This is a genomic window from Planococcus sp. TJ-302, assembly GCF_058268455.1.
This window is the reverse complement of record NZ_JBZDOI010000001.1, coordinates 1,098,293-1,112,892: the sequence shown is the minus strand read 5'-3', so window position 1 is coordinate 1,112,892 and position 14,600 is coordinate 1,098,293. Positions and strand designations below refer to the sequence as shown.

Annotated in this window: 14 protein-coding genes and 1 tRNA gene; 10 read left to right on the top strand and 5 right to left on the bottom strand. The window is 46.5% G+C overall.

Annotated features, from left to right (window positions below):
* Positions 1 to 349 precede the first annotated feature (349 nt).
* The gene (locus tag AC4EHB_RS05715; protein WP_490980883.1) at positions 350 to 1,456 is read left to right on the top strand and encodes a site-specific integrase; all 1,107 of its coding nucleotides are present in this window, start codon (positions 350 to 352) and stop codon (positions 1,454 to 1,456) included.
* 112 nt (positions 1,457 to 1,568) lie between these two features.
* Here the strand turns inward: AC4EHB_RS05715 and AC4EHB_RS05710 are convergent.
* From AC4EHB_RS05710 to AC4EHB_RS05700, 3 genes are all read right to left on the bottom strand, one after another.
* Positions 1,569 to 1,641: transfer RNA gene (locus tag AC4EHB_RS05710), tRNA-Val, on the bottom strand.
* A gap of 52 nt (positions 1,642 to 1,693) precedes the next feature.
* The gene (locus AC4EHB_RS05705; protein ID WP_490974616.1) at positions 1,694 to 2,215 is read right to left on the bottom strand and encodes a 2'-5' RNA ligase family protein; all 522 of its coding nucleotides are present in this window, start codon (positions 2,213 to 2,215) and stop codon (positions 1,694 to 1,696) included.
* A 15-nt stretch (positions 2,216 to 2,230) separates the two neighbouring features.
* Entirely contained in the window at positions 2,231 to 2,941 is a 711-nt protein-coding gene (locus AC4EHB_RS05700; RefSeq protein WP_490974615.1) for a thermonuclease family protein, read from the bottom strand.
* Between the two features lie 97 nt (positions 2,942 to 3,038).
* Here AC4EHB_RS05700 and AC4EHB_RS05695 point away from each other — a divergent pair, with 97 nt between their 5' ends.
* Entirely contained in the window at positions 3,039 to 3,875 is an 837-nt protein-coding gene (locus AC4EHB_RS05695) for a DNA-3-methyladenine glycosylase family protein (RefSeq protein ID WP_490974614.1), read from the top strand.
* 88 nt (positions 3,876 to 3,963) lie between these two features.
* Here AC4EHB_RS05695 and AC4EHB_RS05690 read toward each other — a convergent pair whose 3' ends face one another.
* Positions 3,964 to 4,107, bottom strand: a complete 144-nt coding sequence (locus AC4EHB_RS05690; protein WP_490974613.1) for a hypothetical protein — start codon at positions 4,105 to 4,107, stop codon at positions 3,964 to 3,966.
* A gap of 119 nt (positions 4,108 to 4,226) precedes the next feature.
* On the opposite strand from AC4EHB_RS05690, the gene AC4EHB_RS05685 reads away from it, so the two are divergent.
* The 6 genes from AC4EHB_RS05685 (at position 4,227) to AC4EHB_RS05660 (ending at position 10,231) form a co-directional block, all read left to right on the top strand.
* Positions 4,227 to 5,153 carry a Gfo/Idh/MocA family protein gene (locus AC4EHB_RS05685; RefSeq protein ID WP_490980882.1) on the top strand — a complete coding sequence of 309 codons (927 nt, stop codon included), beginning with the start codon at positions 4,227 to 4,229 and terminating at the stop codon, positions 5,151 to 5,153.
* 55 nt (positions 5,154 to 5,208) lie between these two features.
* On the top strand, positions 5,209 to 6,597 hold the full coding sequence (locus AC4EHB_RS05680; RefSeq protein WP_490980881.1) for an aldehyde dehydrogenase: 1,389 nt from the start codon (positions 5,209 to 5,211) through the stop codon (positions 6,595 to 6,597).
* A gap of 60 nt (positions 6,598 to 6,657) precedes the next feature.
* A complete protein-coding gene (locus tag AC4EHB_RS05675; protein WP_490974610.1) occupies positions 6,658 to 7,350 on the top strand; it encodes a response regulator transcription factor in 693 nt (230 codons plus the stop codon).
* The gene (locus AC4EHB_RS05670; RefSeq protein WP_490974609.1) at positions 7,340 to 8,713 is read left to right on the top strand and encodes a sensor histidine kinase; all 1,374 of its coding nucleotides are present in this window, start codon (positions 7,340 to 7,342) and stop codon (positions 8,711 to 8,713) included. Before AC4EHB_RS05675 ends, AC4EHB_RS05670 begins: the two co-directional genes overlap by 11 nt.
* Positions 8,710 to 9,426 (top strand): PepSY domain-containing protein, encoded by a 717-nt coding sequence (locus AC4EHB_RS05665; protein WP_490980880.1) that lies wholly within the window; start codon positions 8,710 to 8,712, stop codon positions 9,424 to 9,426. Before AC4EHB_RS05670 ends, AC4EHB_RS05665 begins: the two co-directional genes overlap by 4 nt.
* A gap of 109 nt (positions 9,427 to 9,535) precedes the next feature.
* Complete coding sequence (locus AC4EHB_RS05660; RefSeq protein WP_490980879.1) at positions 9,536 to 10,231, top strand: PepSY domain-containing protein; 696 nt, start codon at positions 9,536 to 9,538, stop codon at positions 10,229 to 10,231.
* 30 nt (positions 10,232 to 10,261) lie between these two features.
* Here the strand turns inward: AC4EHB_RS05660 and AC4EHB_RS05655 are convergent, their stop codons facing one another.
* Positions 10,262 to 11,842 (bottom strand): ATP-binding protein, encoded by a 1,581-nt coding sequence (locus tag AC4EHB_RS05655; RefSeq protein ID WP_490980878.1) that lies wholly within the window; start codon positions 11,840 to 11,842, stop codon positions 10,262 to 10,264.
* A 204-nt stretch (positions 11,843 to 12,046) separates the two neighbouring features.
* Between AC4EHB_RS05655 and AC4EHB_RS05650 the strand changes: the two genes are divergently transcribed.
* Together AC4EHB_RS05650 and AC4EHB_RS05645 are read left to right on the top strand one after the other, a co-directional pair.
* Positions 12,047 to 13,102, top strand: coding sequence for a M42 family metallopeptidase (locus AC4EHB_RS05650; RefSeq protein ID WP_490974605.1), 1,056 nt, complete (start codon positions 12,047 to 12,049; stop codon positions 13,100 to 13,102).
* 10 nt (positions 13,103 to 13,112) lie between these two features.
* Positions 13,113 to 14,573 carry a UDP-N-acetylmuramoyl-L-alanyl-D-glutamate--2,6-diaminopimelate ligase gene (locus tag AC4EHB_RS05645; protein WP_490974604.1) on the top strand — a complete coding sequence of 487 codons (1,461 nt, stop codon included), beginning with the start codon at positions 13,113 to 13,115 and terminating at the stop codon, positions 14,571 to 14,573.
* The last annotated feature ends 27 nt before the right edge of the window (positions 14,574 to 14,600 follow it).

The following is a 14,600-nucleotide window of genomic DNA, read 5'->3' as shown; positions in this document are numbered from 1 at the left end:
AACGAGATTAGATACCAGCTACTCCCCAAAATTTTTTTAACTTTTTCAATTTCCGAGTGATTTACGAGGAAACTGACGAATTTAGAGGTAAATAGGAGTATAAATCCACTGAGTGTGAAATACCTTATCTTTTTACGTTCCCAGAGACGTTAATGCAATCAGATAGCTTTCAACGGAAATAGTAATTACTATACGTCCAAATATATAATAAGACTAGAAATCACTACAGATTACGAGCAATTATCAAAAAGACATTTCATTTAATTTTTTCATCTTAAGTTGTATTATTAATACAACACTGTCAGTGATTAAATTTGAGATGAGGTGACTAATCTAAGGAGGAAGTAAAGTGCCGGTATATAAAGATGATAGTAGAGGAACATGGTTTTACGTATTAAATTTTCACAATGAAATGAATGAAAGAAAACAAAAGCGAAAAAGAGGTTTTAAGACTAAAAAGGCAGCAACAGAAGCGCTAAAAGAAGTAGAAGTAGATATGAGTAGAGGAAATTATGTAGCCCCTGCAAAAATAAAATTTAGTGAATTTTTATACGAATGGCTAAAGAATAAAAGCGTATCTTTAAGTAACCAAACAATTCTGTTGTATGAAATAAATCTCAGAACACATGTGATACCCATACTGGGGAACTTACAATTAGACCAAATAAAAGCGTTGCACATACAACGCTTTGTAACAGTTTTAAGGGATAAAAAATTAGCAGATTCTACTATTAAAAGAGTTTTTAGTATTGTGAATACTTGTTTAAACTATGCTGTTAAAGTGGGTATTTTATCTGTTAACGAAGCATCAAAGACTGATAGTCTAAAAGTGAACTACAAAAAGATGGGAATATGGGATATTGAACAAATTCAAAGCTTTTTGAAGGTTGCAGAAGGGCATAGATATTATGGTGTTTTTTATATAGCGATCATGACGGGATTAAGACAAGGAGAACTATTAGGGTTGCGTTGGGAAGATGTGGATCTTAGTCAACGGGTATTACATGTGAGGCAGATATTAGAACATGACGGTAAGTCGTTCAAGGAAGGTGCGAAGACCAAAAGTAGTGTAAGGTCCTTAGCATTTTCAAAGAGCGTTAAGCGTGTGTTCTTACAGCGTAAAGAGGAACTGGATAGTGAAAAAGACTATTTAGGAACAGACTATACCAATTTAAACTTGGTAATGTGTACGGAGAAGGGGACACCAATTCATCCTCGGAACTTAATAAGAGCATTCGTGCAACTGAGTGAAAAAGCAGGTTTGCCAAGAATTCGTTTTCACGATTTGAGACACACTCATGCAACTCTTATGATCTCGCAGAACGAACCTATGAAATTAATTGCTGATCGATTGGGACATAGTAAGATTTCTACCACTATGGATACGTATGGACATCTATTACCAACCATGCAAAGAGACGCATCTGATAGGCTCGATCAAACCTTATTTGGTTAAATGATGCCAAATGGATGCCACGCTAACATAATCAAAAAAAAGAACACCTCATATGAGATGTTCTTTCATGTGAAACCCTTGATACCAAAGGGTTTACGTATTTACTATTATATGATTCCTACTGGGCTCGAACCAGCGACCTCTACCCTGTCAAGGTAGCGCTCTCCCAGCTGAGCTAAGGAATCTCAATTACCAGGACAAATTTAATTATATCGTGTCCTGGTGAAAAGTCAATAACTATTCTGAAAGAAAAATACTCCATTCGTTTTGCGCTTTGCCTTGTGCAATCGACCAACATTCAATAGCGACCGCTTTGCCGCTGAACGGTTCGAATTCCAGTGACAGCCGCGCGAACATCGGACCCCAGTAAGGCGGCGCGATGTTTTTGGTGATGGTGGCATGCGGCACCCACTGATTCGGCAAGTAATAATCCTGCTGGCCTGTAAAGTCGCGCGTCGCCAAATTCACGGCTTGATGAAAAACTTTCAATGCATCAGTTAATGCAGGGGCTGTGTAAAACACGCCTTGCTGCTTGAAGAAACCGAGTGCACCGAATTCGAGCGGCAATTGGGCGCGCTGATCGGCCCAGGGGGCAAGCGCGTTTTTCAAGTCAGCCGGATTGGTTTGTTCAAACGCCTGCAACGTCATATGCGGCGGCAGCATAGGTGTGGAGTCCAGGCTGGCAGCATTCGCTTGTTTTTGCAGGTGTTCTATTTTTGTGGATGTCGTGTAGTCGAACCTTAAGACGATCGCTTGCATCAATATCTTCCTCCATTACTGGCCGGTACTTTGGAACCCGGCTTGCTGTGCTTCTTGTTCTGTGCAGAACCATTCTTCCGGCTTGGTTTCTTCATAGGAACCTTCACCTGGCATATGGTAAATCTTCTTGCCGCTGCGGTTGATGTTGCCTTTTATCCGGCAGTCATCAGTTGCCGCTGGTGGAGCGATGCCTCCATAAGCATCCGAGTTGAAGCCACGGCTGGTTGAATAATTTTCATATTCCCAGATACCGGCTCCGGCATCTTTCGCTTTTTGTTCCGCCTGTTCGAAAGCGTCGAGGTGGCGGGTGTTCGGGGGATAAACGTATGCAACGCGCGCCATGCCCGATGCCACAAGTTCCTCCTGGACACTTTCACCGTCTACATAGATATAAGCAAGCAAACGGCCATAATCATCGAAACGTTCTCCGACATCAAATTCTATCGTAACATCTCCGGAATTTATGATGCGCTTGTTTTCCGCTGTCGCTTCTTTTCCAAGCGGCTGTTCGCCGAGCCGTGGATGATTGGTCTCGGGCGTATCGACCAAAAGGTAGCGGACGGTCTCTTCTTTGCCTTCATACATGATTTTGATGGTGTCTCCATCGATGACTGAAGTAACTTCGACGGCAATCCTTTCTTCCGATCCGGAAGTATCCGTCGATTCAAGCAGGCCGCATCCGGAAAGGATGGACGCCAACAACAATAAGCCGATTATTTTTTTCATAGTCATTCCATCTCCCATCTTTTCATTATATTTTCCAATGATGCCGCTTGCAAACCCGAACGCTTTCATCTAAGTTTGAAAAAAAGGGGGATTCACGATGCAATTGACGGTGCCATTTTATTATGACTTTAATCGAGTACTCGAAAGGCTGTCGCTTGACCCTCTCCATGTTGTCTCGCTTTCTGACCGGTTTGTCCGTGTTCCTATGCCGGAAGGCAATATCGTGTCCGTGAAAGCTGAAGGCACAAGCGACAGCCCCGTTTTTACTGTGGAAGGCGCAGAAGGGGGACAGATGAACCACATTTCAGAGATTTTTCATTTCAATCAATCATTGGATCCGGTCGCTGAACATTTCAGCGGCACTAGCCTGGCACAATTGTTTGAGAAACACAAAGGTACGCCGCTGGTGAGAGAATTCTCCCTTTATGGTTCGCTGATGAAAAGCATAATCCATCAGCAATTGAATCTTTCTTTTGCGCACACGCTTTCCAGCCGCTTCGTCCAGAACTACGGACATGAAAGGGACGGAGTGTGGTTTTACCCGGAGCCTGAGAAAATCGCTATGCTGCAGCCTGAAGAGCTGCGGGAGCTTCAATTCAGCACCCGAAAAGCAGAATACGTCATCGGCTTGTCACAGGCGATTGCGGCGGGGACTTTGCGCTTGGAAGAGCTTTCACAAAAATCAGATGAAGAGGCGGCGGCTGAGCTGGTTTTATACCGAGGCGTCGGGCCATGGACGGCACAGAGTTTTCTGATGTTCGGCCTCGGGCGCCCGAACTTATTTCCATTGGCGGATATCGGTTTGCAGAATGCCTTGAAAATCCAATGGTCGCGCAACGACAAGCCAAAAGCCGAAGAAATCCTGCAGCATCTGCCGGAATGGTCCCCATATTTGTCTTATGCGGCTCTTTATTTGTGGCGCAGCGTCGAATAGAAAACATAGCAAAACGCCTTTCCATGATCTTTCGGAAAGGCGTTTTTTATGTACTGTGGCTGCAAAATCCGATTGTCATAGGAGCCAATTATGCTTGCGGCTCCATGTCGGCTGCAAAACTTTCGAGATAAAGGAAAGATTCCTGTTCGACCGTTTCCATCTTATCCTTATTGATGCCGACTTCAAGTTCACCTGAAAAAATAGGCTCCCACCAATTTGCTTGTTTATCCATCATATATGCCTCCTCAATAATTGCAGTTGAATTGTTTGACTATTCTATACCCTGAAAGGTTACACTAATAAACAAAGACAATGTAAAAAAGCCATTCGGCTTCAGAAAAGGGGAGAATTATGATTTCAATCGGTATGATTGGGGCGGGCATCGTGGGTGAACGCATCATTAAACAAATTCAACAAGAAGAAAAAGTGAACATCAAAGCGGTTTTTGATGAGCAGCAGGACCGGCTGGATTATTTAGAGGCAACCTATGGTGTTCCTATTGCTGACTCGCTGGAAGCAGTATTGCATTCAGACATCGATTGGCTTTATATCGGTACGCCGCCGGCTTCTCATGCACCCATCGCCAAACTGGCGGCAAGCGCCGGCATCAATGTGCTAAGCGAAAAGCCGCTCGCCCATGATGCAGAGGCAGGCCAGGAAATGGCGGAGGCTGCAGACAGAAACCGCATCCAGACCGCCATGCATTTTCCGCTAATGTATAAGCCAGCCGTGCATGAAATGGTGAAACGGATCCGCGGCGGGGTCATCGGGAAAATTACGCGCGTCGAGCTGCAGACATTTTTCCCGGATTGGCCGCGCGGCTGGCAGCAGACTCCGTGGATTGGCTCGAGGAGCCAAGGCGGTTTTGTGCGCGAAGTCTTCCCGCATTACCTGCAGCTGATCCACCGCATTTTTGGCGGCTTGTCGATTCAGCACCACATCGTCACGTATCCGGAACAAGCGGACCTGTGCGAAACCGGTTTGCTCGCTCATGGCGTGATCGCGGACGGCACACCGCTTTTGCTGTCGGGAATTAGCGGCATCGGACAAAAAGAGTTGCTGCAATTCAAGGTCTTCGGCGAAGAAGGGGTGCTGACGCTGGAAAATTGGTCGAACTTGTATGAAGAAAGAAAATACGAAGAACGCACGGAGCTGCTTGAATTTCCAGAAGTTCCATCGCTCTTTGAATCGATGCGACAGCAATCGACTTTGCTGGTGCCTTTTGAAGAAGGGCTGATCGTCCAACGGCATGTCGATCATTTATTGAAGAATGGATGATTGCTGCCGTCCTGAACGGGTAAACTAAGGCATGGAAGAAAATGGAGGTAAGAGGATGAATTTCACAGCTTCAGATGTAGAAAACATGATTGAGCAGCAGCGCGACTATTTCTATACAGGGGCGACAAAGCCTGCAGCTTTTAGAAAAGCCCAATTAACACGTTTTAAAAGCGTGATTTCAGCCCACGACAGCGAAATCGTCGATGCGCTAAAAAAGGACTTAGGGAAAAGCGAATTTGAAGCCTACGCGACGGAAGTCGGCTTTGTATTGGATAGCATCAATTACATGATCGAAAACTTGGATTCATGGATGAAGCCGGAATCTGTCAAAACGCCGATTCACTTGCATCCTGCGAAAAGCATGATCATCCGTGAACCATATGGCTCGGTGTTGATCATCGGACCGTTCAATTACCCATTCCAGCTAGTGATGGAGCCATTGGTCGGGGCAATTGTCGGCGGCAATTGCGCCATCGTCAAGCCTTCGGAAACGACGCCGAGCGTAGCTACAGTCATCCGCACCATCTTAGAAGAGGCATTCCCGCCTTATTACATCCGTGTGGTCGAAGGAGAACGGGAAGAAGTGAATGCGCTGATCCATGCGCCGTTCGATTATATTTTTTTCACCGGCAGCGTCAATGTTGGGAAAATCGTCATGAAAGCCGCGTCCGAACGATTGACGCCGATCACCTTGGAACTGGGCGGCAAAAGTCCGGCCATCGTCGACCAGACAGCGAACCTCGACCTTGCGGCAAAACGCGTCGCTTGGGGGAAACTGATGAACAAAGGCCAGACATGTGTTGCGCCTGATTATGTCTGTGTGCACGAATCGGTGAAAGAGGAATTCATGGAGAAATTGCTTGCCAATATCCGCAGTTTTTACGGCAAAGATGCGCAGAAGAGCCCGGATTACGGACGCATTGTCAGCACCGGCCATTTTGACCGCCTCGTTGAAATCATTGAGAAAGAAGGAGCGAACATTGTTGTCGGTGGCCACACCGATCGAACGGATCTGTATATTGAACCGGTTGTTTTGGACAATATTCATTTTGACAGTCCTTCGATGGAAGACGAATTGTTCGGACCCATTTTACCGGTCATCACTTACAATGACTTTCCGGCATTGGTGCGGCAAATTCGCAAGTTGCCGAAACCGCTTGCGGCTTATATGTTCTCGGAAAATGACCGGGCAATCAACTTTTTCCTGGACGAGCTGCCATTCGGCGGCGGCTGCATCAACGACACGGTTTCCCATGTCGGCAGCGCGCATCTTCCTTTCGGGGGAATCGGCACATCCGGTGTGAACTCGTATCACGGAAAATACAGCTTTGAAACATTCACCCATGCGAAATCGATTTTGAAAAAGTCGACGAGATTATCGACAAATGTTTTATTTCCTCCTTATAAAGATAAAGTGAAGTTTGTCAGACGGTTATTAAAATAAGCGGCCCTTGGGTCGCTTTTTCCATTTCCGGATATTATGATAAAAGAAAGGGGTGGCATAATGGCTGAACGCATATTGATCGTTGAAGATGAAAAAAGCATAGCGCGTGTGTTGGAGTTAGAGCTGACGTACGAAGGCTATGAAACTGGGGTATCCCATACAGGAGCGGATGGGCTGATCAAATTCCGTGAAAAGCCATGGGATTTGGTGCTGCTCGATCTCATGCTGCCTGAAATCCATGGGCTCGATGTTTTGAAACGAATCCGCGCATCAGATCCCGCTATTCCGGTTATTTTGCTGACTGCCAAAAATGATGTTAAAGATAAAGTGGCCGGACTCGATCTTGGCGCTAACGATTATATAACAAAGCCTTTTGAAATCGAAGAATTGCTGGCGCGCATCCGTGCATGCCTCCGGTTGACGACGGGATCTGGAAATCCCATGCTCCACCGGTTCGGAGAGCTTGAATTGAATGAAAGCACGAGGGAAGTTTCCCGTGCGGGGCGCCAAGTGGATTTGACGCCGCGTGAATTTGATTTGCTGCTTTATTTCTTGCGCAATCCTTTGCAAGTGCTTAGCCGTGAACAGGTGCTGAATGCAGTATGGGGCTTTGATTATTACGGTGATACGAATGTCATCGATGTTTATATCCGCTATTTGCGCAAAAAATTGGATGCCGGGGAAACGACTACCTATATCCAAACGGTCAGGGGAATCGGCTATGTCATGAAGGAGCAGACCCATGAAACTTAAGCAGAAAATCCATTTATGGTCATCGCTGCTGATGCTGGTCATTTTAGGCGTGCTGACCGCGGTCATTTATTTTTCGTTCAGCGAACTGGCCTACGATACGGAAATAAGCCAGCTGCAGACCGAACTTGAAGCGCTCGTCACTGCATTCAATGAAAATCCAGCGGATGATCCAAGGGAAATCTTGCGCGGCTATGTGCCGGCAGACGGGCTTGTCCGGGCGGCATCCGAAGGGGCCAAGCTGACCCCAGACAGCCAGGATCCGGACGTGGAAATCCAATTTCCGATGGTATTGCCCGAAAACTCGGGGATTATTAAAGTGGAAACTAGTCGATTCGCTTATGTGACAGCACCAGTCATTTGGGTGGACGGGGAAGTAGCAGAACTAGTCATGGCCCAATCAATGGATGAAGTAGCCGGCAATCTGCAAGCGCTTCGTTTCGTCCTGCTTGGCGCTGTTGCTGTAGCGATGATTCCGATCATCTTGTCGAGTGCGGTGCTTGGCAGGCTGGTCACTAAACCGGTAACGGATTTGACCAATACGATGACGCGGATTCAGAAGAGCGGGCAATTCGAGAAGCTTCCCATCACCCAAACGTCGAAAGATGAAATCGGCGAGATGGGCAGTACATTCAATGAAATGATGGAGCTGTTAGAGGAAAATTACCGCAAGCAGGAAGAGTTTGTATCAAATGCGTCCCATGAGCTGAAGACCCCGTTAACTGTCATAAGCAGCTACGCAAAATTGTTGCAGCGCCAAGGGATGGGGGATCCAGCCATCGCAGAAGAAAGCCTGGCAGCAATCCGCATGGAAACCGAGCGCATGAATTCGCTCATTGAGCAATTGCTCCACATTGCGAGGCGCAGTGAAACCCAATTGGAACTTACCAATGTGAATTTGCAGGAAGTGCTGGGCCAGACCGTCAAAGTGATGCAGACTTCTTTCAATAGAGAATTCCGGCTGATCAGCGGCCAAAATGCGATTATCGTGGAAACGGATGTCCCGAAACTCAAGCAGCTTTTGTATATATTGCTCGATAATGCGAGAAAGTACAGCTCAGACCGCATTGAAGTAATAGTGAAAGATGATGGTGAGCCGACCATCCAAATCAGAGATTTTGGCATCGGCATTCCAAAAGAGTCGCTGCCGTTTGTTTTCGAGCGCTTTTACCGGGTGGACAAAGCTCGAGACAGAGAGTCCGGAGGCTTTGGCCTTGGCTTGTCGCTGGCGAAGCAGCTGGCGGATACGCTCCGCGCTAATCTGGAAATTGAAAGCATTGAGAATATGGGCACCACGGTTTCCATCGTTTTCTCAGGAGATTTTAATGTTCAGCCTGTACACTTGAAGCAGGAGGGATCGCGATGAGAAAATGGATATTCATGGCTGCTGCATCTGCCATTTTGGCCGTGGCGGCGCTTGTCTACTTATTGTCTATGGGCGCTGAAGGCGACAGCATCAGCGCTTCACAAGCAGGCGAAACGGTCATTTCCCAATATGGCGGTGTGATTGAAGAAACTGCCCTATCTGGAGGGGTGTACGAAGTAGGATTCACAAGGGACGACGGCACATACAAAGCAGCGGTAGACAGCTCGACGGGACGCGTTTTATCGGTTGAGCTCGTTGAAAAAGCAGCGGTGCCTGTTCAAGAGAAATTGACAGAAAAAGAAGCAAAAGCGGTTGCCCTTAAGGAAGTCGGTGGAACGGTCGGTGAAGTCCGCTACTTAGAAGAGCCGAATGAGTACGAAGTGGACATCACGGAAGGTTCAGCAAAGAAAACCGTGTTTGTTGCGGCAGATACGGGCGATGTCCGAAAAATTACGGATGTTTCTTCTGAATCGCCGGAACCTGCTCCTGAACCGGAACCTTCCCCCGAGCCGAAACCCGTGCTCAGCAGGGAAGAAGCCATAACGATCGCCAAAGGGACGCTTGACGGGGAAGTCCAGGAAGTGGAGTTCACGGAAACAGCAGACGGCGGTTATTATTTGATTGAAATTGAAAACGAAGGGCTGGACAAAGAAGCGACAATCCAAATCCACGCGATCCGCGGAGAAACAATGACTGTGGAATGGGATGATTGATCATTAATGCAAACTCATGGAGTTCTCATCAAATTCTCATAAAGCCTTAACTGTTTTCACAGAAGGGGCGGCTATAGTAAAGGTATACCAAATGAGGAGGAGAATGAACATGAAAAAAATGATCTACATTCCAGCAGCAGCAGCAGGTATTCTAGCATTGGGTGGAATCGCTTGGGCGAACACGGATGCAACACCAACGGACAGCAAGGTGCAGGCAGAAAATACCACCGACCTTAAAGCGGATGCTTCACAATCAACAAACCAGACCGAATTCCTGACATTCGATGAAATTTCTGCAAAAGCACTTCAGGAAGTAGACGGGAAAATTACGGATATCGAACTTGAACGCGATGGCCGTGTTCCGCATTTCGAAATTGACATCGACAAAGATGGCTACGACTATGATTTGAAACTGGACGCCGTTACAGGTGAAATCCTTGAGCAAAAGCGTGAAAAAGATGATAACGACGATAACGATGATGACTGGGATGACAACTACACATCAGATGAAAAATCATCTTCAGCAGCGGCCTCAGCTGGCGATTACATCTCAAGCGATGAAGCTGTCGCTGCAGCTAAAAAAGTGGCAAGCGGCACCATCGAAGATTTGGAATTGGATAACGATGACGGGGTTGCCTATTATGAAATCAAATTTGAAGATGGCCGTACAGAACACGAAGTTTATGTGAATGCGAAAGATGGTACAATTTTAAAACATGAAGTCGATAAAGATGATGATGATGATGATGACCGTGATGACAACGACGGCGACCGTGATGATGACAACGAAAGAGACGACGACTGAAACAAAAAAAAGGGCCCCTAGGGGTCCTTTTTAAATGCACGGCAGCAGAGCAGTGGCGATTGTACCTGCTCCTTCACGGCTTTCAATTGTCAAAGTGCCGTTGTGCTCCTGGACAATTTTCTGGGAGATCAGCAAACCGAGGCCCGTGCCAGTGTCTTTTGTCGTATAAAACGGTTCAAAGATCATAGCCAAGGTTTCTGAAGAGATTCCCGCTCCGTTATCATGCAGCCTCAGCGACACATGGCTGTCGGTATGCCCTTCGACTATTAGTTTAATATTGCCTATCCTGTCCATGCCGTCAATCGCCTCGATGGCGTTTTTAATCAAGTTGATGAAAACTTGCTTCATTTGGTGTTCTTCGCCGTTGATGAAATAATCTTCCTGTTCCCAACGGGAATGGAAAGTGATGCCGCGCATATTCATCTCAGGACCAAACAGCATGACGATATCACCCATGACTTTCTTCAAACTTATCTTTCGCGCGTATGAAGGCTGCGGTTTGGCAAGGACCAGGAATTCACTGATGATCAAATTGATGCGCTCGATTTCAGAATGAATGAGCTTCGTGTATTCTTTGTACGGGTAATCTGCGTCGCTGTCCATCATCTGGACAAATCCGGAGATGACGGTCATCGGATTTCGAATTTCATGGGCGACGCCGGCGGCAATTTCGCCTGTCAGCTTTAACTTTTCTGCTTGAAGAATCAGTTTTTCTGCATCTTTCTTGTACGATATATCTCTTGAAATTATTGAAGTGGCAATCACATTGCCTGCTTCATCTGTGATTGGCGAAAGAGTGATCTGCACATCGAATCGGCTACCGTCTTTCTTCAAGTCCTGTGTTTCCAGCAGAGAGAAACTTTCTCCTTGCCGGACCCGGAATGTCCGGTCTGCAACTTCTTTCTGGTGCTCCGGAGGGACCAGCGGAAGTGTGCGACCGATGCATTCTTCCAGTGTCCAGCCATACAATTCTTCGAACGCGGGATTAATGGCGATGATTTTATTTTCCGAGTCGAATACGGCAATGGCATCTTTCGCTGTTTCGAAAAACAGGTGAAGATAGCCTTCTTTTGACATTAATGCCCGCTCCATCGATTCGTTCTTTTTTTCAATCTGGGTCCATACCTTTCTGAAGAAAACGGAATGAAGGACTGTCATGGCAAGGAGGAAAAAGATAAAAACGAAAAGGGTAAGGTTGACGTAAAACATAGGAGCCCGCCCGCCTAACTGGTCAAATACGAATGCCAGCAGCAGAATTTCAATCGCGGATAAAATGCCAAGGCCGATAATGGGCAAAGTATCGTAGTATAATGCCGATGCCACAATCGGAATGGCAAAATAGACGATATTGACTGTTGCGACGGTCTCAAAATTCAAAATGAACACCGCCAGATTCATCAGCAATAGAATTGTGATTTCCAGGGCGCGCTGATTGATTTTCATCCGGTAGAGCAACAAAAGAGCTATGTATGATAAAATGCCGAAAGCAATAGAATAATGGGGAAGAGTTTCTCCAGTTACGAAATGGATAAAGGTGTGTATCAAATGGGCCAATCCGAATAAATGGATGAACAATCTGTTCCTGTAACGGTTCATTGCAATGCGTTCCATGATTCACCTCAAAAAGTCGATTTGCATTTAATATTACTATATTATTTCGATTTTCACTCAATTTTGGGAAGAAAAGTCAGAGCTTCACGGTTCGCGCAAGGATTTTTCGCCTCCAAATTCAATAAATGCACAGTAAATCCACAATTTCCTGTGCGAAAATGCCGCGTTTTGATATGATAAATAGATATAGAGGAGGCATTTACTATGTCATTCGAATGGAAACAACAAGAAACGCTCGATTTGTTAAAAGAGCTTGCTGAAATTCCGAGTCCATCGGGATACACTATGGGCATCATGAAGACCCTTAAAAACCATTTGGAAAAGTGGAATGTGGCGTATACTGAAACCCATAAAGGGGCTATAATAGCAACTATCTCCGGAACCGACCAGAAAGCGCACCGTTTGTTGACGGCGCACGTTGATACGCTTGGCGCGATGGTTAAAGAAATCAAACCTTCCGGCCGTTTAAAGCTTTCTTTAGTCGGCGGATTTAAATTCAATGCTATTGAAGGAGAAAATTGCCTTATACATAAAGCAGACGGGCAAACTGTACAAGGCACGATTCTGATGCACCAGACGACCGTCCATGTATACAAAGATGCCGGCACCGCAAGCCGTGATGAAAACAATATGGAAGTGCGGCTGGACGAAAAAGTGTTTTCTTCCGAAGAAGTAAAGGTGCTTGGAATTGAAGTAGGGGATTTTGTATCGTTCCATCCACGCTATACCGAAACGAGCAGCGGCTTTATCAAATCTCGCCACCTGGACGACAAAGCAAGTACGGCATTATTGCTGCAATTAGTGAAACAATTGAGCAGCGGCGAAGTGGTATTGCCGCACACCACCCATTTCTATATTTCCAATAACGAAGAAATCGGCTATGGCGGCAATTCGAATATCCCGAAAGAAACAGTGGAATATATCGCTGTGGATATGGGCGCAATCGGCGACGGCCAGCAATCGGATGAGTACACCGTATCGATTTGCGCAAAAGATTCCAGCGGCCCTTATCATTATGGATTGACTCGGCACTTGATTGCCTTGGCGAACACAAATAAAATTGATTATAAAGTAGATATCTATCCATATTACGGTTCTGACGCATCCGCAGCGATCCGTGCAGGATACGACGTCAAACATGCGCTTTTCGGACCGGGAATCGAAGCTTCCCATTCGTACGAACGGACACATGTCGATTCACTTAAGGCTGCGGCAGCATTGCTTCATGCATATGTATTGTCTCCGCTAGTAACAGAGTAGGAGGATTTTCATGAATACAAAACTATTGATCGAAAATATTCCTTATAAGCTTTTGCAGGGGCAGCTGCCGGAAACGATTGACCACATAACGATGGATTCCAGGGATGCAAGAAATGGCTCTCTTTTTATCTGCATCAAAGGCTACACAGTTGATGGCCATGATTTCGCAGCACAAGCCGCAGCACAAGGAGCTGCATTGATCGTGGCAGAACGGCCGCTTGAGGCAAATGGTTCGGCGGTATTGATTGTCGATGACACGGACCGTGTGCTTGGCTTGCTCGCCGCCAAGTTCTATGGCTACCCTTCAAAAGCGCTCAAAATGATCGGAGTCACAGGCACCAATGGCAAGACGAGTGTCGCTGGCATGCTGCATTCGATGCTGATGGAGCTGGACGAAACATCAGCGCTGTCAGGGACAATCGGCTTTAATCTGAACGGTGAACTGCATCAATCGACGAACACGACAAGCGATGCATTGACCACCCAACAAATGATCGCGCGAGCAAAAAATGAGGGCTGTTCACATATGACGATGGAAGTATCGTCCCATGGACTGGTGCTGGGCCGCTTAGCTGGCGTCGAATTCGATACAGCTATTTTCACAAACTTGACACATGACCATCTGGACTTCCACGGCACGATGGAAGAATACGGCCATGCAAAAGGCTTGCTGTTTTCCCAGCTTGGCCAAAACCTGCAAGAGAAAAAGCGGGCGGTGCTCAATGCTGATGATCCTTGGTCGGAACGCTATGCCGAAATGACATCGCATCCAGTCTATACGTATGGCGTAAAAGAGCCTGCGCAATTCCGAGCGGCGGAAATAGTGATGGACAATGAAGGCACGAAGTTCAAACTGGTGTGCCCGGAAGGCGAATTCGCGGTTTCCATGAAGTTATTGGGCCATTTCAATGTTTCCAATGCATTGGCCGCAATCACCGCCTTATATGCGGAAGGCTACGAGCTGAATTCTGTGCTGGGAGCTTTATCGCGCATTGCGCCGGTTGAAGGGCGTATGCAAAAAGTCGAACTGGAGGCACCGGTATCGATTTTTATCGATTACGCTCATACGCCAGATGCAATTGAAAAAGCCATCGATGCAGTAACGGATTTTAAAACGAACCGAATCATCTTTTTGGTCGGCACAGGCGGCAATCGCGACAAAACGAAACGGCCAATCATGGCAGCAAAAGCATCGGTTGCGGATTACGTCGTCTTAACGACAGATGATCCGAGGCATGAAGAATACGACAGCATATTGACAGATCTGAAAGCAGGGATGACGCATTCCAAATTCGCTTGCATTGGAGACCGTGCAGAAGCAGTCAAGCACGCCATTGACCAAGCGGAACCAGGCGACATCATAATTCTTGCGGGCAAAGGCCACGAGGATTACCAAATTATTGGAGCCACAAAATATCCGCATAGCGACAAGGATATAGCTGTCGAAAGAGCGACAAAAAAATTCCTGTAAAAAGAAGCCGCAGCCGGCTTCTTTTTT